At 68.3% G+C, this 16,999-nt stretch carries 22 protein-coding genes; 12 read left to right on the top strand and 10 right to left on the bottom strand.

What is annotated here, in order from left to right; genetic code table 11:
- Window positions 1-39: 39 nt before the first annotated feature.
- The gene (locus tag V7E46_RS02635) at window positions 40-369 is read right to left on the bottom strand and encodes a hypothetical protein (protein WP_333766879.1); all 330 of its coding nucleotides are present in this window, start codon (window positions 367-369) and stop codon (window positions 40-42) included.
- Window positions 370-495: 126 nt separating this feature from the next.
- On the opposite strand from V7E46_RS02635, the gene V7E46_RS02630 reads away from it, so the two are divergent.
- Window positions 496-1,050: a DUF4262 domain-containing protein gene (locus tag V7E46_RS02630; protein WP_333766878.1), complete on the top strand. Its 555-nt coding sequence runs from the start codon at window positions 496-498 to the stop codon at window positions 1,048-1,050.
- A 254-nt stretch (window positions 1,051-1,304) separates the two neighbouring features.
- On the opposite strand, the gene V7E46_RS02625 is transcribed toward V7E46_RS02630, so the two are convergent.
- Window positions 1,305-1,451, bottom strand: a complete 147-nt coding sequence (locus V7E46_RS02625; protein ID WP_333766877.1) for a hypothetical protein — start codon at window positions 1,449-1,451, stop codon at window positions 1,305-1,307.
- A 443-nt stretch (window positions 1,452-1,894) separates the two neighbouring features.
- Entirely contained in the window at window positions 1,895-3,250 is a 1,356-nt protein-coding gene (locus tag V7E46_RS02620; protein ID WP_333766876.1) for an NPCBM/NEW2 domain-containing protein, read from the bottom strand.
- Between the two features lie 219 nt (window positions 3,251-3,469).
- On the opposite strand from V7E46_RS02620, the gene V7E46_RS02615 reads away from it, so the two are divergent.
- The 6 genes from V7E46_RS02615 to V7E46_RS02590 all read left to right on the top strand — a co-directional run bounded on the left by V7E46_RS02615 (window position 3,470) and on the right by V7E46_RS02590 (window position 8,046).
- Entirely contained in the window at window positions 3,470-3,649 is a 180-nt protein-coding gene (locus tag V7E46_RS02615) for a hypothetical protein (protein WP_333766875.1), read from the top strand.
- Window positions 3,650-4,218: 569 nt separating this feature from the next.
- Window positions 4,219-4,635 (top strand): hypothetical protein, encoded by a 417-nt coding sequence (locus V7E46_RS02610; protein ID WP_333766874.1) that lies wholly within the window; start codon window positions 4,219-4,221, stop codon window positions 4,633-4,635.
- 82 nt (window positions 4,636-4,717) lie between these two features.
- Entirely contained in the window at window positions 4,718-5,182 is a 465-nt protein-coding gene (locus tag V7E46_RS02605) for a hypothetical protein (RefSeq protein ID WP_333766873.1), read from the top strand.
- 887 nt (window positions 5,183-6,069) lie between these two features.
- Window positions 6,070-6,303 carry a hypothetical protein gene (locus V7E46_RS02600; RefSeq protein ID WP_333766872.1) on the top strand — a complete coding sequence of 78 codons (234 nt, stop codon included), beginning with the start codon at window positions 6,070-6,072 and terminating at the stop codon, window positions 6,301-6,303.
- A gap of 228 nt (window positions 6,304-6,531) precedes the next feature.
- Window positions 6,532-7,149 (top strand): hypothetical protein, encoded by a 618-nt coding sequence (locus V7E46_RS02595; protein WP_333766871.1) that lies wholly within the window; start codon window positions 6,532-6,534, stop codon window positions 7,147-7,149.
- Between the two features lie 468 nt (window positions 7,150-7,617).
- On the top strand, window positions 7,618-8,046 hold the full coding sequence (locus tag V7E46_RS02590) for a hypothetical protein (protein WP_333766870.1): 429 nt from the start codon (window positions 7,618-7,620) through the stop codon (window positions 8,044-8,046).
- Between the two features lie 46 nt (window positions 8,047-8,092).
- Here the strand turns inward: V7E46_RS02590 and V7E46_RS33770 are convergent, their stop codons facing one another.
- From V7E46_RS33770 to V7E46_RS02565, 4 genes are all read right to left on the bottom strand, one after another.
- Window positions 8,093-8,560 (bottom strand): integrase core domain-containing protein, encoded by a 468-nt coding sequence (locus V7E46_RS33770; RefSeq protein ID WP_443053960.1) that lies wholly within the window; start codon window positions 8,558-8,560, stop codon window positions 8,093-8,095.
- Window positions 8,561-8,869: 309 nt separating this feature from the next.
- A complete protein-coding gene (locus V7E46_RS02575; protein WP_333766869.1) occupies window positions 8,870-9,358 on the bottom strand; it encodes an IS110 family transposase in 489 nt (162 codons plus the stop codon).
- A 372-nt stretch (window positions 9,359-9,730) separates the two neighbouring features.
- Entirely contained in the window at window positions 9,731-9,895 is a 165-nt protein-coding gene (locus tag V7E46_RS02570; RefSeq protein ID WP_333766868.1) for a DDE-type integrase/transposase/recombinase, read from the bottom strand.
- A gap of 6 nt (window positions 9,896-9,901) precedes the next feature.
- A complete protein-coding gene (locus tag V7E46_RS02565; protein WP_443053959.1) occupies window positions 9,902-10,222 on the bottom strand; it encodes an IS3 family transposase in 321 nt (106 codons plus the stop codon).
- Between V7E46_RS02565 and V7E46_RS33765 the strand changes: the two genes are divergently transcribed.
- Window positions 10,103-10,366: a helix-turn-helix domain-containing protein gene (locus tag V7E46_RS33765; protein WP_443053958.1), complete on the top strand. Its 264-nt coding sequence runs from the start codon at window positions 10,103-10,105 to the stop codon at window positions 10,364-10,366. The genes V7E46_RS02565 and V7E46_RS33765 overlap by 120 nt on opposite strands.
- Before the next feature lie 192 nt (window positions 10,367-10,558).
- Here the strand turns inward: V7E46_RS33765 and V7E46_RS02560 are convergent, their stop codons facing one another.
- Window positions 10,559-10,771, bottom strand: a complete 213-nt coding sequence (locus V7E46_RS02560; RefSeq protein WP_333766867.1) for a hypothetical protein — start codon at window positions 10,769-10,771, stop codon at window positions 10,559-10,561.
- Window positions 10,772-10,879: 108 nt separating this feature from the next.
- On the bottom strand, window positions 10,880-11,623 hold the full coding sequence (locus tag V7E46_RS02555) for an SDR family NAD(P)-dependent oxidoreductase (protein WP_333766866.1): 744 nt from the start codon (window positions 11,621-11,623) through the stop codon (window positions 10,880-10,882).
- Window positions 11,624-11,988: 365 nt separating this feature from the next.
- Here V7E46_RS02555 and V7E46_RS02550 point away from each other — a divergent pair, with 365 nt between their 5' ends.
- The 4 genes from V7E46_RS02550 to V7E46_RS02535 all read left to right on the top strand — a co-directional run bounded on the left by V7E46_RS02550 (window position 11,989) and on the right by V7E46_RS02535 (window position 14,816).
- Window positions 11,989-13,089: an NAD(P)/FAD-dependent oxidoreductase gene (locus tag V7E46_RS02550; protein ID WP_333766865.1), complete on the top strand. Its 1,101-nt coding sequence runs from the start codon at window positions 11,989-11,991 to the stop codon at window positions 13,087-13,089.
- Window positions 13,090-13,163: 74 nt separating this feature from the next.
- Window positions 13,164-13,997 carry an aldo/keto reductase gene (locus V7E46_RS02545; protein ID WP_333766864.1) on the top strand — a complete coding sequence of 278 codons (834 nt, stop codon included), beginning with the start codon at window positions 13,164-13,166 and terminating at the stop codon, window positions 13,995-13,997.
- A gap of 241 nt (window positions 13,998-14,238) precedes the next feature.
- The gene (locus V7E46_RS02540; protein ID WP_333766863.1) at window positions 14,239-14,403 is read left to right on the top strand and encodes a hypothetical protein; all 165 of its coding nucleotides are present in this window, start codon (window positions 14,239-14,241) and stop codon (window positions 14,401-14,403) included.
- Between the two features lie 104 nt (window positions 14,404-14,507).
- Window positions 14,508-14,816: a putative quinol monooxygenase gene (locus V7E46_RS02535; protein WP_333766862.1), complete on the top strand. Its 309-nt coding sequence runs from the start codon at window positions 14,508-14,510 to the stop codon at window positions 14,814-14,816.
- A gap of 767 nt (window positions 14,817-15,583) precedes the next feature.
- Here V7E46_RS02535 and V7E46_RS33760 read toward each other — a convergent pair.
- Window positions 15,584-16,273 (bottom strand): tyrosine-type recombinase/integrase, encoded by a 690-nt coding sequence (locus V7E46_RS33760; protein ID WP_443053951.1) that lies wholly within the window; start codon window positions 16,271-16,273, stop codon window positions 15,584-15,586.
- Window positions 16,274-16,999: the final 726 nt, after the last annotated feature.

Genomic DNA, 16,999 nt, shown 5'->3' with positions numbered 1-16,999 from the left:
CTGGCTCAACTTCCGGGTTCTGGCGCACCTTTCGTGGTGTCAGCAGTCTTCCGCCACGTACAGCATGCGGTGCCCCGGCTCGGCACGGAATTCGTGAGCCACGCAGCGCCCGGTCGATCCGCTTCCGCCAGGTCCCCTGTAGTCGTTTCTGATCCGGTCCCACAGTGTGGGGCGTTCGGCTTCGGTCGTGGGATGCGGTCTGATGCCGCCCATGTCCGCCCACACCACCTGGGTGGCGGCGTCCTTGATGAGTCGGCGCACGGTGCGGAGGTCGACCCGCCTGCGGTGGAGCACCCAAGCGGTGCCCTGCTCGTCGAGGAGCGTCACAGGGTCGTGCAGGCTGTCGGGATTCGCAGGGAAGAGTTCCATCGTCCCAGCCTTCCACCGAGACTCCCGTGCGTCACTCGACAACGCAGGACCACAGAAGCCGGGTTCTCCGGGCATGACGTGGGGGGCCGAACTGTGCGTGGAGGCTCGCAAGATACTGTCACCGCCATGCCCGATGACGGTCCTATGTGTCGCTGTGTGATCTGCCATGACTACGGCGATCGAGATGAAGCCGATCGCATGGACCTACGGACGGCGCAGCAGGTCCGGGATCACGGCTGGAGCGTGGTGATGGTGCCGGCCGATGACGAAGGGCCCGGCTTTGCCTACACGATCGGACTCTGGCACACACACGAGGTGCCCGAGCTGGCCATGTTCGGCCTGGACGTCGGGACAATGCACGTGCTGCTCAATACCCTCGGACGCGAGGCTGCAGCTGGGGTTGTACTGAAAAGCGGTGAGGAGTACCACGACCTCATCGAGGGGCGGCCGGTTGTCCCGATGACGGCCGATCTTCGCTGGTACCGAGAGTTCTTCGGGCGTGCGATCTCGTTCTACCGGCGGCCCCCGTTTCCTCTCATGCAGGTGGTATGGCCCGACGCCGAGGGCCGGTTTCTCTGGCAGCCGGAGATCCACGAGGGATACGGACAGTCTCAGCCTCGGTTGTGGCTGAAGCCGACCGACCATCCGGAAGGAATCTGGTCCACACTCGCCAGCAGTTGAACGCTGCAGGCGACTCTGCGGATGCCAGGTCAGGCAAGTAGGACCCGCTTGCGTAGGAGGGCGAACACGAGGCTACGCGGCCCAGTCGCAGCCCTGATTCGGCGGTCCTCGTGCACAGCCAGCCGCTCCCGACGGAATGCCTCCAGCTCCATTGCGGTTCCAGCAACCCCGACACCGGTGCCCTCGGTTCGGCAAGCTCGGAGAAACCCGAGCCTGCTCCGGTACCGTTCTGAACGCACGACCCGTGAGTTCGGCTACGAGGCCACTTCGGAAAACTCGAACCCACGGCCTTTCACCTTGACGCGTAGTTCCTCGAGCGCGGCCTGCCCATCGCCGAACGCCTCTTCGGCCTCGCGGCGCTCACGCAACACCTGGTCCCGGCTCTCGATCTTGGTGCGCACCGGCCCGGCCGGCGCCGGTGCGGTCTGCTCCGGGATGTCGGCGGCGGGGGCAGAGGTGTGGGTGCCGGGCGCCAGGACGTGGATGCCGCGGACCGCGTCGCGGCTGCGCGGCTGGCGGTTGGGTTGACCATGGCGAACAGGCGTGCGGTGCTTGTCCGCAGTTGGGTGGCATAGGGGGTGAGTCGGGCAGCAGGTCCAGGCGGCCGCAGTCGACGTCGAACGCCACCGTCGCCAACCGACCGGCGAGTTCCGGCGCGGTCGCGGCGAGGATGTCGCCCCACCGGATGAGGATGTTGCCTCTCACGGACGACGACAAGCCGGTGATCACGGTCGCTGCTCGCGGTGCCCCTCGTGTTGCCGAGAGGTGATGGCGCGGTCGGACTCCATGCCACCGGCCAACAGGTTCGGGCAGGGCCGGACTGTTGCCGCGAACGGCGGCGCAATCATCGGCTAAGAGTGGGATTTCCGATGACGACCTTGCCGAGGCGGCATTCGGAGTCGTTCGGGTCAGTGTCGTTAAAGCTGATACGCAGACGCAGGCCATTGGTGACACCGAGAGGGACTCGTTGGGTTTTGTCGAGTCGGACCTCGTTTTTGTAGAGTGTTCTGCCGTCCAAGGTTATGGTGACCTGGGCTGATTGGTCGGTCGAATTGTCATCTATGCCCAAGACCATGGTGAGCTTCTTCCATTGGTGACCGAGGTTGTACTCGGAGTAGCCACTCGCGTCTTCGCAGTCGAGGAAGCTCAAGTTGCTCTTGATGCTGGACACGAGGGCATTGGCGTAGTGGATGTTGTCCACTGTGCCGTCGCCGACCTCGAAGCTCCTGGTGGCGAGGTTGTCTTTCTCTACAGCGACTGAAGGAAGATCGGTCAGCAACATCGTTGCGGGCTCGGCCGACGTCGGCGTGAGGCTCGGGTAGGGGCTGGGGCTACGGGTGCGGCTGGCCGTAACAGTGGGCGAGGGAGCGGGCTGCTGGTCAGCGGTGTCGTGACTGGGGCTGGGGCTGGTAGTTCGATAGATCAGCCAGCCGCCCAGCAGCAGGACGACCAGGGCGCCGGCCACGATGGTTGTCGCAGTGGCGTGGGGGCGGGTGTTGCGCGATGGCGAGGGCGGCAGGGACCGCTGTCGCGGGGCCCCAACGGTCCAACCGCCGTTGTTCGGGATGGTGGGCGGGCTGCTGGGAGGCGCCGGTATTCGGGACTGTCGCAGCTGTGCGTGGTAGGCGTCCAAGTCGGAGACAACCGTGTCTCTGCGGTGGATCAGTACGCCGCGACGCTGTTGCAGGGTTGCGGCCGTTTCCCGCAGCTGCTGTTCCCGCTCGGGATCAGCTGACGTACCGGCGCTGCTGTCCTGCCGGAGCCTGGTCAGTTCCTCTTCCACGTCCCGCTGCTGTTCGCGGACCTGGGCCAGCTCGGCGGTGAGGGCCTCGCGTTCTACGGTGAGTTCGTACACGCGCAGGAGCTGGCGGTAGTTGTGGGTGCGCCCCCGCTCGTGGGGCTGGTCGCATAACAGCCGGAGCAGCCGGCCGTAGCTGTCGCGGGTGTCCTTAAGGACGTCCGCTGTGACATCGCTCCTGCTGGCGACTTCGGCCAGGAATCCGTCGATGTACTCGAGGTCGGGCACGCGACCATCCGGCTTCTCGTAGACGGAAACCGTGGAGTGGTCCACACCCAGGATGTCGGCGAACTCCCGCTGGCTCTTCTTTGTGGCCTGCCGGAGCATCTTCAGACGCCCAGCCAGTCCCCGACGCTCCCGCATTGCATCCTGCGGCACCTGAACGAACTTCTCATCCGCCAATGTGGTGTCCCCCCTCAACGAAAGACCAAAAGAACCCAGCGATTATCGCGGTCCGAAAAATATTCTGTTGCGCTTCTCCGACAGTCGTGCTGCCCCGAAGACTCCTACCACGGCCGGCACAGTACTGCACCAGATAGCGCACCGTGCGCACCGTCTGGCACGGCACGCCGACCACCCGCACCGGGAGAGTCCCGATGCATCAGGACCAGGGGGTTCGTCATGTCGATCGTCACGCTGCTGATCGTGCTGCTGCTGGTTGTAGTAGCACTCCTGGGCGCTGGAGCGCTCGCCTACCTCGTCCACCAGCACCACGTCCTGGCCGCGCCCGTTGCCACGGCAATGGGAGCCCTGACCGCCATGGTGGCCGTAGTCTCGCTCGTCATGAACGCCGGCAGGTGACCGGGGCCCTCTCCCCGGCAGCCCTGACCTCGACCGCTCGAACTGGGGAGTGCCTGCTCGCCCGCAGACCCGCACTGAGGCAGGCGGTGCTGACCCTGTTGAGGGAGGAGTGGCCGCCGGAACAGATCACCGGGCACCTGCGTCTTCATCACGGTGCTGACCCCGGGGTGCGGATCAGCCACGAGACGATCTACCAGTCGGTCTACACCACCCGATGGAAGCGGATTCCTCCGTTGTCGTCCCTGGCCGTGCCCGGGGGGCTGCGCCGGCCACGTGGTGGAGAAGGCCGCGCCCTACGTCGGGGTCGCTGCGGTGGTCGTGGTCACCGTGGTCGCCGTCAGCGTTTGCACCGGGGAGCCCGCCGGTCTGGCCAGCCCCGCCTGCATCGACGCGGGAGCCACTGCGGTCACCACCGCCTGCGGCGCCATGATGGGCGGCTGCGGCCCGGGAGCCGGCGGCGATCCCACCAGTGGGGAAGCGGACGAAGACGCCGGCGCGGGCAAGCAGGTCGAGTCCGACGGCGCCAAGGCCAAGATCCCGACCGCCGGGAGCAGTTCTTTCGACCTTACGTGCACAAAGAGGCGGCGCCCGCCGACTGGACGCCCAAGGGCCAAGCCGCCAAGGGCGCCTCCCTCGCGCGCGCCACCGTGGTCAACCAGCGGGTCTCACGGCTCGCCTCCAGGTCCTACGTCTCCGGCTACCACACCGAAACCCGTGAGACAGCCGTCGCTTCGTCGGGCCCCGGGTACGAGGGCTGTGAGGGGACCTACTGCGCGGAAGGGAACGTGGTCCACGCGCTGGGCGGTGACTGGACGAAGGTGCGCTCCGGCGTCGCCTACGTCCAGGAGAAGATCCAGGGCACGGACCCGGCGATGTACCAGCCGGCCGTCACACCGGTGTGCTTGGAGTGCAAGTTGGACTATCCGCTGAGCAATTTCGTACCCGGCATCACGAGTGAGCCGGATGGGCCCTGGTCGGAGCCATGATGGATGCGTAGTCGACTATGACGGGCGGGACTCCCCGCCCGCCCGTCCGGCAAATCCGTTCTCGCTTGAGGAGTAGAGGTCCGTGGACCTGGCACGCATGGAATTGGCCCGGCAGGACTGGGACTCGATCACCTGCGGCTGCAAGCAGCCCGCACGCCACCTGGTCGAACTCCTGGAGTCCGCGATCGACGGCCGGCCGGGCGCCCTGCGCGCCCTGGACGGGCATGCCTTCATCCAGTCGATCCTGATGCCCCCCGCGCCCGCCGTCTGCTCGGTGGTCATGGCCATGCTCGTCGATGGGGTCCACCCGTCCCAGAGGGAGGAGGCCATGTGGGCCATCCTCTGGTTCGCCGCCGGCGAGGAGGACGGTGACTCCGTCGACTCGGGCTACTACTGGCGCTGCTTCGAAACGATCCGCGACGGCCTCTGGCTCCTCTACCGGGAGTTCCCTAACCCCGAGGAAAGGGCCCACGCGCATCTCGACGACATCCTCGACATCGTCGAATGGGACGCTCCACGACTCGCCCACTACCGTGCCCGCGGGTGAAGTCATCGCACCCGTGGGGCAGGGCTGTTGCAAAGTCTTTTGATCTTGGATCGGTGCTGGTCGGTCGATGCCCAGGAGGGCCAGCGGGCGGTGGAATGGTTCGTAGGACATCTCGCGGAGTACGGCGGCGATTTTCGTGTGGCCGGCCGCTCGGAGCAGGTGGTTGATGGCATGGCTGCGCAGGGTGGGATTGTCTAACAAACGGCTCTGTCTCTCGGTGGTAACACCTTGTGGCAACGGTTGCTGACGGCGAGGTGCGCAGGCCAGACGGGTATACGGAATTGTCGGGCTGGCTTCTCGTCTTCGGACACGGTGACAACGCCACTGTGAGCTGCGCAATCGAGGCCTGAACGAACGTGACGCGCGGTTACCGCCGAAAGTGAGACAGAGCCGTTCAATTGCCACACCCGAGAAGCGGAGGACAGCGGGTTTTGCGATTTCCGAGGCCGTTATCTGGTGGGGTCGTCGGGGGCTTGGACGTCGGACGGCCGGTTGGCGTCAGGGGGGTGGAGCCCGGTTGGCTGTCCTCCGACGGCGCCATTTGTCAGCTGGACGGGCGTCGAGCTCCAGTTCGTCGGCCCATGACTCCAATGCGGAACGCAGGCGGGTGACGGCTTCGGCGTCGAGGCCGTACTTCATGTAGTCCTCGTCGTCCCAGCGTCTTGACAGGGCAGGCGGCCGGTCGTCATCGCGTCCGCCGGGCTCCGTCGCACCATCGGCTGGAGACGCCGGTCCCGTGTCGCGCTCCGCGCGGCAAGCCAGGCGATGCGGGTCCCCGGGCAGCGGCCGAGACGTTGGGGTGGCCGCGGGCGGCGTACCGCCGCACCGGTCTTGGCTTCCGAGGGGAATGCATCCCGCGCAGCAGGTTCGAATCCTGTTCGATAACCGTGGCTGCTCTGCCCGAAGACCGGCGCGACTTCGGCTGGGAAGCCGCCTCCGAGGAGCTTTTCGAGGACGGTGACGTGCTCATGCTGTTCGACCAGAGCCTGGACGGCATCGAGGACAGCGGCAACGAGTCCAACCAGGCGCTGGGCATGGTCAACCTCGCCCCGGTCGACTGGTTCACCGCGTTCGACGCCGACTTTGCGCGCGACCCCGGGCGAGGCTTCCGCAACCCCTGACCGCGGTAGCCCGCAGGTCGGCGGAGGTCACCGTCCGTTTTCCGCGGAAGTAGTCACCAAAGTGAACGGGGTAGAACTGGCGCGGTGTCGTGGGCGCCGGCCACCGCCTGAGTCGAATGCGTCGTCGCGCCCGCGTCCGGGGGGAGGGCGAACTCCCTGCGCGATGAGGGTAGTTGCGCGGCCAGGCGGTACCGTGTGGTGTTTTGTGGCGATCACAGGGAGATCACGATGCACTACCGGAATCCCCGTTTCGAGCACTGGCCAGTCTACGAGGACATCACTGACACCTACTACCGGCACGGCCGCTTCTTCTACGGCGAGGACGGGGGCGGCCACCTGCGGGTGGGGCGCGTCGTGGCTTTCTACCGGTACCTGCATCCCATCAGCACCTCTGCCGTCGAGCCGGTCGTGCGTTTCGTCGGCACCGGTGGGGTGGAGGGCGAGCACGAGTACGTGTCGCTGGGCGAGGTGACTGAGCGGTGGTGGATCGGCCGGACCGCCGAGGACGTCGAACAAGCGTGGCGGGCGGCGTCCACGACCGGGGAGTGGCCGCAGCCGCAGACCGGCGGGCAGGGACAGCATCGCGCCGCACCCTTCCACGTGGACCCGGCGCACTACCTGCTGTACTACGCGGCTCGGGACGATGACCGGTCCTACCTGGGCCGGGTCGTCGGGTGGGATCCGCCGCTGGATCCCAATGAGCTTCCCACGCCGATCGTGCGCCTCTACCAGCCGGACGGCAGCCTTGACGAGGAGGGCCAGTACGTGGGGCTGGACTTGCCGCACGACGGCTACGTCGCCGGGACGCTGAACGCGGCCCGGGACTACCTCGACAAACAGCAGTAGCAGGTGCCCCACGCCCCGTGGCGCCTTCGTGGCGTGGGGCCGGCTGGCTGCTGGTTCCCGCAGACGTGGCCGAACAGGGCAGGTCGTCGTCCGGGTGCTGCCGCCCGAAGGCGGCCTGCGCGGTCGGCTTCGCCCCCGCTCTGCGGCTTCACCCATGCGTCGGCCGGCTGGCAACGCATCGTGGACCCAGCGATCACTGTTGGAGCGGAGAACCTCAATGAGCACTTACACCGGCCCACTCGTCCCTGGTGCAGTTTCGATGAGCGCCTACGAGGAGCAGGTGTGGCACACGCTCAACGAGCACTGGCAACGCCGCAACAGCCGCCGCGGCCTGCCGAACTGGGCGAGCACCGCGCTCGCTCGTGCCGGTGAGGCCACGGGAACCGCCGCGAGCCGGGTTGCCCACGGGGTGCCCGATGCGGTCAGGGATCCGATACGCCGTGCGGGCGAAGCGGTAGTCAGCACGCCATGCCCGCGGCGCTCGGGGGTGCGACAGCGCTGCTCGAACTGGCCAACGACGCCGCTAGGGAGCTCAACGACCCGAGAAGCGTCGAGAAGCTCGCCCGCAAGCAAGGCTTCGAGCTGACGAGTTCTACCGAAGTGCGGCAGCAGGACCTCAAAGTCTGTGACCGGCTGCTGTCCCGCAGCATGCTCAAGTGGCGGACCTTCGGCGCGGTCGAAGGCGGCGCCGTGGGCATGCTGGCCGGGATCCCCGTCGCCGGAACCCTGGTCGCGATGACAGCGGACATCCTCGTCATCCAGGTACTGAGCACGTCGATCGCCGCGCGCATCGCGTACTCCACGGCTACGACGCCAAAGACCCCTACGAGCAGATCTTCATCCAGCGCCTGGTGCAGCGGTCCTTCGTGGAATAGGCGGCCGAGGCCAAGCCGCTGAGGGAGGCTGAGCTGCCCCGAGTTTCGTAGAGTCCGGTGATCCTGTTTCAGGCGGATTGCGGGGCTGGTTCCTGGCTTCGCCGGTAGTCCTGTTCGTACTCGGCGGGTGGCACGTAGCCGAGTGCGGAGTGGAGGCGTTCTTCGTTGTACCAGGTGATCCACTGGAAGATCGCCCGTTCGGCCTGCTCGACGTCCTTCCAGGGGCCCTGCATTCCGATCAGCTCGGCCTTGAAGAGGCTGTTGAACGCCTCGGCGAGGGCGTTGACGCTCCTATAGTTGTCAACTGGCTGCGGAGGCCGTCCGTGGGGTGGGTCGGAGCGGGTGGTAGACCTCGCGTATGACGTAGCGCCTGAGGCATCGGATGATCTCGCGCTTCGTCTTGCCTTCGGCTGTGCGGCGCGCGACGTAGTCGTCGTGGGCTGGAGGAATCGCATGCGGACGATGACGGTTCGGTAGATCGCCGCGTTGAGCTGGCGGTGGCCGCCGTGGTTGATGCGGTTCCTGCCGTTGGTCACGCCGGAGTCGGCGGGCACGGGAGCGATGCCCGCGAGTTTGGCGAGGGGCGGGTTCGGACTTGATCCGCTCGGGGTTGTCGCCGGTCACGACGAGGATTTCCGCGGCGGTGTCCACGCCGATACCGAAGGGCTCGAGCAGTTGCGGGGCGACTCGCCGGACCAGGTCGCCGATCATCTTCGTCAGCTCCTTGGCCTCGGCGTCCAGGTACTGCCATCGCTTGGCGAGGGTTCGCAGGGTGCAGCGAAGGGCGTCCTCGGGTTCTTCCAGGCGGCGGGGAGGCAGGGCTGCAAGGTGCCGTGCCAGGGTGATCAGTGTCTTGCCGGCGCTCTCCCGGCGCAGGGCGTCGGGAGCGTGGACAAGCATCCCTTCATCGTGACCATCGCCGATGCACGTTGTTCGACGGCCTGGTCGTGGGCGATCTTGAGCTGGCGGATCATCTCGGCTTCGCCGTCGGCGGTCTTAGGCAAGGCGGTGGCGAACCCGGCCAGCACCGCTCGGGCGGCGTTTTCGGCGTCCAGGGTGTCGGACTTGCCGTTCATGCGCCGCAGCCGCCGGTCCGGGCGGCCGGACTCGACGACCTTGTGGCCGGCTCTGCGCAAGAACGAGGTGAGCGTGGCGCCGTAGGAGCCGGTCCCCTCGATCCCGAACGCCAGGACGGTGCCGAACGAGGCGGCCCGGTAGGCCAGTTGCTGGAAGCCGCCGGTGTCGGTGGGGATCGTCAGGGTGGTCAGGATTTTGCTGATGGTGTCCATCACGGCCGCGACGTGTACGTGTCTGTGCGTGTCGGCGCCGATCACGACATGCCCGGATCTGGGCTGCTCGCTGTGCTGCACGGTGTTTCTTCCGGTCGGTAGCGTGATGTTCAAGCTGTCGCCGGTCGGACGGACAGGACTGTCACGGGGACGCTTTGGCGAGTCGGCTCCAGGCTCCTATCAGGTCACGTCCGTCCGGCGGCAGCGCCTGCTGCGTGCCCGGCCGGGCGGTCGACAGACCAACGCCAGGACACCCGTGGGGTCAGTCATAAGCAAGGGTCAGACCGCCTCAGCCGGGGCTACCCGATCCTTGCGGGATCCGGTGCGAAAAGACTGACCGTCGTAGCTGTCAGCGACGGACCCGACGGAGGCGGAGGCACCGATGTCGACGAGCCGGTCGGTATACCGAATCGATACCTATTGTGAGCCCCTGTCGCTGTGATGGACGAGGCCGGGGTTCTTCTTGATCCTCCGCCTCCACAGGGCCATCTCCAGTGCTTCCAGCGGAAGTTGGGTCCGCATGTGGTTCGCGACCTGCCAGCCGACGATCATCCGGGAGTACACGTTAAGGACGAACGCCACGTATGCCTATCCGGACCAGGTGCGGACATAGGTCACGTCGGCGATCGACAGCTGGTCGGGGCGGCTCGCGGTGAAGTCGCGGTCGACCAGATCCGGCGGGTGCTGCGCCGACGGCTCCGGGACCGTGGTGCGGCGCCGCCGGCCGCGGATCACGCCTTCCAGACCGAGCTCGGCCGTCAGCCGCTCGACGGTGCAGCGGGCCACCTCGTGGCCCTTGCGCCCGAGCGCGCGGGTGATCCGGCGGGCCCCGTACGTGCCGCCCGACTCCTCGTCGTGACTGCGGGCGAACTGGTCCGCCGCCGTCGTGAGGAGCTGGGCTGGTCGCAGTCCCGACTCGCCCAGGCCGCGGGCACCGGGCAGGCATTGATCTCCCGCATCGAGCAGGGCCGGGTCAGCCCGACCGTCCAGATGCTGACCCGACTGGCCGATGCGATGCACGCGCAACTCAGCCTTTCCTTCTCTCCCCGCTGAACGGGGACGATCGCACGAGGGACGGCATTCGTCGGGAGTGGGCGGTTCACCCTCGGCCAGGCCTCGGTGACGGCCACGGAAGCCTCCCCGAACTGCGAGGTTGGCGCCTGCGTGCCTGGTCGTATGTGTACGCCGTCGCCGTCCTTGCCTGCGCCGAGATGATCACGAGGCCAGAGCGTCGAGCCCTGCTGATCACACCATACGTGTGCCGTCCAAGCCCGACTCGGGGATCCTGGAGCCACCGGGGTCAGGTGTCCACTGCCGGAGACCGGCCGCCCGGTGCCCGAGACGGGCGGCGTCGCGGCCGCGGAGATGGGCGATGCGCCGGGAGGTGATGCCGGAAGCGCGCAGTGTCAGGGCCTGCTCGGTGTCGACGCCGTGGCAGATGTGCCAGGCGATGTGCATGTAGAGCCTGGGAGCGCCCGGAGAGAGCGCGGGGCTGGTGTCGACCAGGTTGATCAGGGCGCCGACGGTCCAGCTCAGGGCGTGCCCGAAAGCGGTGCTGATGTGCCCTCACTGGCGGCTCTCCCGGTCCCGAAGCCATTGTCCGAACTCGGTGGCGACGATGCGCTCGTCATGCACGTCGGCTGCGTCGTCGGAGGCAAGCCAGACGATGGGCGGGCCCATCACCTCGGGACTGAGGAACCTGTGGCCCTCGGGGGTGACGTCCTGCGGGAGCATTCCGGTGACCGTCGCGCCTCCGGGCAGCAGCAGGTTGACGGTGACGCCCGTACCCCGCAAGTCGGCCGCCATGATGAGGGACAGCGCCTCGCCGCCGGCACGCGACGGCCCGTAGGGAACGAAGCCGGCGCGCCGCATGGTCGAGTGGTTCATCGAGATGTTGACGATGCGGCCACCGCCGGATGCCAGCATCCGTGGCGTGATCTCGCGGGCGACCAGGAAGTAGCCGGTCAGGTTGGTCTCGATCACCGCGCGGAAGCCTTCGGGCGCTACCTCCCAGAAGCCCTGCGGCTGTGTCATGAAGCGCGGGTTGACGGTGCGCATGCCGATGCCGGCGTTGTTCACCAGCATGTCGACGCCGCCGAGCCGCGACCACGCCTCGTCGGCGGCCCTGGTCACCGACGACTCGTCGCGCACGTCCATTTCGATGCCGATCGCCCCCGGCAGCCCCGCGGCGGCGGACTCCGCACGCTCGCCGGACCGCCCAGTCAGCGCGACGGAGGCTCCCGACGCGGCCAGGGCGGAGGCCATGGCGAGTCCGAGTCCACTCGTCCCACCGGTCACCAGCACCTTCATCGGATCACCTCTGTTCTGAGAACCGGCCCGGCCGGGTCAGCGGTCACGCCCACCGCCGCGGTCACGGTCGCCGTTCGTGACAGTGCTCCCTGGCGGCAGGGCTTACCCGTGGACGAAGGCCGTGACTGGAACTGTAGGCACGGGAGCACGCTCGACGTCGAGCCGTGGCCCGTTTTCATTTGAAATGTCCGTTTGACGTATGCCGGACCAGTGTAAAACTGAGGTAGACGCGATCCCGCCGACGGGTCACGCAGAGCGGGCCGATACCGCCCGCCTGACCCGGCCACCCACCCGTTCGCGGCGACAGGTGAACCCGATCCCTGCTCCGCAGAGGGCAGCTCCAGGATGCGAAGCGAGGCGATCGAATGGACCGGATTCCCGAGGTGGCCGTCATAGGAGCCGGCATCGTCGGCCTCTGCACCGCCTACGCGCTGGTCGAGCGCAGCGCGGCCGTGCGGCTTTACGAAAGCGGCGTTCCGGGGCACGGGCAGTCCAGTGGTCAGTCCCGCATCTTCCGCCACGCGCACGACGACGCCCGCCTGGTCGAGTTCACGCGGCAGGGCCGCGCGGTCTGGGACGAGTGGGCCGACAAGCTGGGCGCGGAACTCGTCTCCCAGGACGGGGTGGTCGCTCTGGGCACTCCCGTTCCCGAGAGGCTGCGCATTCTGCAGGATGTCGGCGGGATGCCGGTCAGGGCGGTGGACAGCACGGAGCTTCGCGCCCGTATGCCGCTGCTGGCGGACTACCAGGGGCCCGCGATGCTGGACGAGGGCGGCGGTGCCATCCGTACGCGTACTGCGATCGAGAGTCTGGCCGGCGCGCTGGGCGACCGGGTGGTCACCGAGGAGGTCATCTCGGTGCATCCGACGGACCACGGCACGGTGGAGGTGCTCAGCGCCGCCGGCCGCGAGCAGTACGCAACGGCCGTGGTGTGCGCGGGCCTGCACACAGCGAGGCTGGCGCGCGGCGTGGGCCTTTCGCTTCCCGTTCAGCCGGCCGCCCATGTCCGCCTGACCTTCCAGGTCGGGGGAGCGCCCCCGCAGCGAGTCGCGTGCCTCCAGGACAGCAGCGGCGACTTCGGCGAAGTCGGCGTCTACGCGGCCCCCTACCCCGGCAACAGCCGCTACGCGGTGGGCCTCAGCCAGACCGTACAGGTGCGGGAGGACGGCAGCTTCGCGGACCCCCACGCACTGGTGGCGCTAAACGACCGCGCCCGCGTGTACGTCTCCCGGGCCTTGCCCGGCCTCGACCCCGAACCCGTCGAGTACCTGCACTGCTGGGTGACGAGCCTGCCGTGGAGCGAAGACGGCATGGCGGTCTGGGAGGCCGACGGGATCTTCTTCGCCGCTGGGCACAACCTGTTCAAGCAGGCACCCCGGCTCGGGCGGGCACTGGCCGGCGCGGCCGTGGGCGAGGGGCTCGAGGAGGACCTGCGCCCGGCCGCAGCACTCGGCCGGCCCCGCTGAACGCCCCGACCCCGCTTACGACTCGAGATCGGTGGTTGGCGGTCCTGGTCACCGGTCACATCCAGGAGGCAGCCATGGCGGATCTGCGGACGATCATCCTTCCTTGCGGGGCCGCAGTCGCGGCGCTCGGCCAGGGCACCTGGGGGATGGGGGAGGATTTCGGGCGTCGCGCGGCCGAGGTGTCGGCCCTGCGTGCCGGGCTGGACCTGGGGATGGTCCTTGTCGACACCGCGGAGATGTACGGGGACGGCGCGGCGGAGGAGGTGGTGGCCGAGGCGGTGTCCGGACGGCGGGACGAGGTGTTCCTGGTCAGCAAGGTGCTGCCCTCCCATGCCGGCGCCCGTGGAGTGGCCGGCGCGTGCCGGGGGAGCCTGCGCCGGCTGCGCACGGACCGGATCGATCTGTATCTGCTGCACTGGCGTGGGGCCGTGCCGCTGGAGGAGACGGTCGAGGCGTTCGAGTCCCTGGTACGGGAGGGTGACATCCGCTCCTGGGGGGTGAGCAACCTGGATGTGGCCGATCTCGCGGACCTGCCGCCGGGGGCCGTGCCGCAGACCGATCAGGTGCTGTACAACCTCGGCCGTCGAGGCCCTGAGTACGGTCTGCTGCCCAGGTGCCGTGAGCTGTCGATCCCCCTCATGGCGTACTCGCCGGTCGAGCAGGGCCGTCTGCTGGGTCATCCGGGGCTGCGGGAGGTGGCAGCCGCCCGTGGTGCGACGCCCGCGCAGATCGCGCTGGCCTGGGTCCTGCGGCACGAGGACGTCATCGCGATCCCGAAGGCGTCCTCGCGCGCGCACGTCGAGGACAACCGGGCAGCTCTGGAGGTGGACCTGACCGCCGAGGACCTCGCGGCCCTGGACCGGGCGTTTCCGCCGCCGGAGGGCAAACGGCCGCTGGAGATGCTGTGACACCCCTGCATCGAGCCCGACCGGGCTCCGCCCACGGCCGTCGGCGGCGGTCGGCTTCGGTCAGGCCGCCTGATCGGCCGGGGCCCGGATCGTCACGGCCGTTGGAGCGCGTTGTCCAAGAAGTCGCCCGGTCCGCGCATCGCACGCCGGCCGCCTGCGGACTGCGGTTGCACGTGGGGCGACGCCAAGTGACAGTGAGAGTAGATCCAGCGTGTTCGGCGGGTTGTACGACAAGTTCCCCATGCTCATGAACAAGGGCCTGCCCCCGCTCGAGCCCATCGCCGCCGGTGAGCTCAAGACCGATCACCTCATGACCCACCCAGTGTCCCTCGACGAGGGACCGAAGAGTGACGACATGTTCAAGCACAAGAATGACGGCTGCGTGCGCGCGGTCCTGAGACCGTAGGCCACCTCACCCCGGACAGTCCGGCGAGGAGTTTCCACGGCGCCCAGCGCTCCCACCAGGGCCGGAAGGCGAGTTTCGTGAACCGAGCAAAGGAGAGACCCGAGATGGCAACGCAGGTCAGCAAAGCGGTTCTGGTGCGCCTCGAAGCGCTGCCCGGCAGGGAGGACGACGTCCGCGACTTCCTGAACCAGGGGCTGTCGATCGTCGAGGGGGAGCCCAAGACCGTCAGGTGGTTCGGAATCCGGTTCGGACCCTCGTCGTTCGGGATCTTCGATGCCTTTCCCGACGACGACGGGCGCCAGGTGCATCTGTCGGGTGCGGTCGCGGAAGCGCTCGGTGAGAACACGGGTGTGCTCTTCGAGGAGCCCACGATCGAGCAGCTCGATGTCGTCGTAGAGAAGCAGCCGGCATAGAGCGGGTGCTGCCCGCAGCGCGCGTGGTGGTTTGGCGCGTGCCGGGCATGCCTCAGCGCCTGCCGGGCTTTCGGTGCGTCTCCGGCCATGCATGCCGATTCCCCTTTTGACAGGTAGTGCCGGAGCGGGTGCCGCCGCAGGTGAAGTCACCGCTGCCCTGGCCTGCTACAAGCGCGGTGATCGCTCACGACTGGTAAGCCGGACACGACGGGCGTGCATGGACACTCGCCCGCCTCCACCCCACGGCTGCCCGCCACCGGTGCTTGCCGCGGGTCGGCGACGCGGACGACTCCTCCGACTCCACGCTGGAAACGAACTGGCTGCTGACTTCCGGTTCCTCGACTGGCGGGCGGTCGCGGTCGAGCTGCTCAAGGGGCGCCGGGACAAGGCCAGCATCCGCCAGGCGGTCCGCTGGGAAGCCGGGAGGGGGAGCTCCAGCCTGCGCACCCCTGGCGGCTGGTCCTGGCCGTGGTCGCCTCGCCGTGGCTGCGGCCGGACGCCGGGACCGCGCAGGACCGCCCGTTCTGGCACACTTATGGCCGCGGAAATGCCAAGCACCAGATGATGTCCGGCTGGCCGTACTCGGTCGTCGTCGCCGTGGGGAGCGGCCGTACCTCCTGGTCCGCGCTCCTGGACGAGCTCTGTCTCACGCCCGGCACCGACCTGGCGGCGATCACCGCCCGCCAGGTCCGCGAGGCGGTCGAACGCATCGTCGCGGGGGGCCGGTGGACCGAGGACGCTGGACGCCGGCGACGACGCCCCGCGCATCACCTACCTCCTGTCCGGCCTGCCGGTCGAGGTTCTGGGCCAGACACGGACGGACCGGGTGAGGCGACGCCGCCCTCATCGAGCTGGCCCGACGCATCACCGGCGCCGTCCGCGAAGGCGAGACTGTGTCCCGGCTGCGCGGCGACGAATTTGCCGCTCTTGCCGACGGCCTCGGCATCCGGCAAGCCCAAGACCGGATGACCCACCTGCGCGATGCCGTCGTGCTCCCGGTCATCTTCGAGGGACACGCCTTCCGACTTGAGGTCAGCTTCGGCATACGCTGGGGGAGATGCGGTGTCGATGCCGATGAGACTCTCCGCGTCACCACCGAGGAGATGTACGCCAAGAAGCGAGTCCGCAACCGATGACGGTGTTCGGCCGTGGTTCGGCGGGGGTGGGGGTAGGCCGGGCTTCGGCGTGAGGTGGGTGCCGAGGGTGTTGCCGGCGTTCATGGCGGAGTGGAGGTCGGGGTGGAGGTAGCGCTGGATGGTGTGCAGGGAGCCGTGTCCGGCGATCAACCGCAGGACGTGCAGGGGGATTCCGGCGTCTGCCATCCAGGTCAGGCCGGTGTGGCGCAGGTCGTGGCGGCGCAGGTGCTCATGGCCGAGCTCGCGGACGACGTCGTCCCAGTGGGTGGGGTCGCGCAGGACGGCGGTGGTGATGCGTCCGCCGCGCGGTCCGGTGAACATGCGGGTGTCGGGGCGGCTGCCGGCGGCGCAGCACCTGCATCGGCGGCCGGTGCACCAGGGCTGCCGGGAACGCCCGATCGCTCGGGGCGAACCGCGCCTTCTCCTTGTCGAGTTGACGTTCCAGGGCGGTGACCTGATGGCGCAGGGCGAGGATCTCCGCGTCCTTGTCCCGGTCGCTCATCGGCAGCAGGCGCAGTAGAGCGAGCGCGTTCGTCACTGCGAGGTAGGCCAGTCGCAGCAGCACGATCGACCATCATGCCGGGGCGGTCAGCAGCCGTGCGGGAGTGCCCACTTCGAGCATCCGTACCCGAGCCCCCCGCAGCCCACAAACCGGCTCCCACCCGGGTGGATGAGGTTTTCGGCAGGGGCAGCGTCAGATGCACGGACGTGCAGGCTTCACCCTGCTCCGCCACTGCATCCTCCTCGGATGACAGCATCCTCCGTCACCACCGAAAGTGAGACAGGGCCGTTTATTGGACACTCGCCCCGCACCCGCGCCGGATACCTGCGCAACCCCTCCCGGCACCGCGTCCGGCCCGACCTCGCCCCGGGCGATCTCACCTGAGGTCCGGCAGGCCGCGTCCACGAGGGGCACGGTCCGGAAGTCCACCACCGGCACCGGGACGGTTCCCATCACCCACGAGCCCCCTGGCCAGGCCCCGAACGCGAGGTGCGGATGCAACCTCGCAACCAGGGCGGATGCGGCCGGGGGACTGTGACCGAGGG

It is taken from the genome of Streptomyces sp. IBSBF 2435 (genome assembly GCF_036815005.1).
Lineage (GTDB): Bacteria > Actinomycetota > Actinomycetes > Streptomycetales > Streptomycetaceae > Actinacidiphila.
This window is presented reverse-complemented; position numbering and strand designations above follow the sequence as displayed.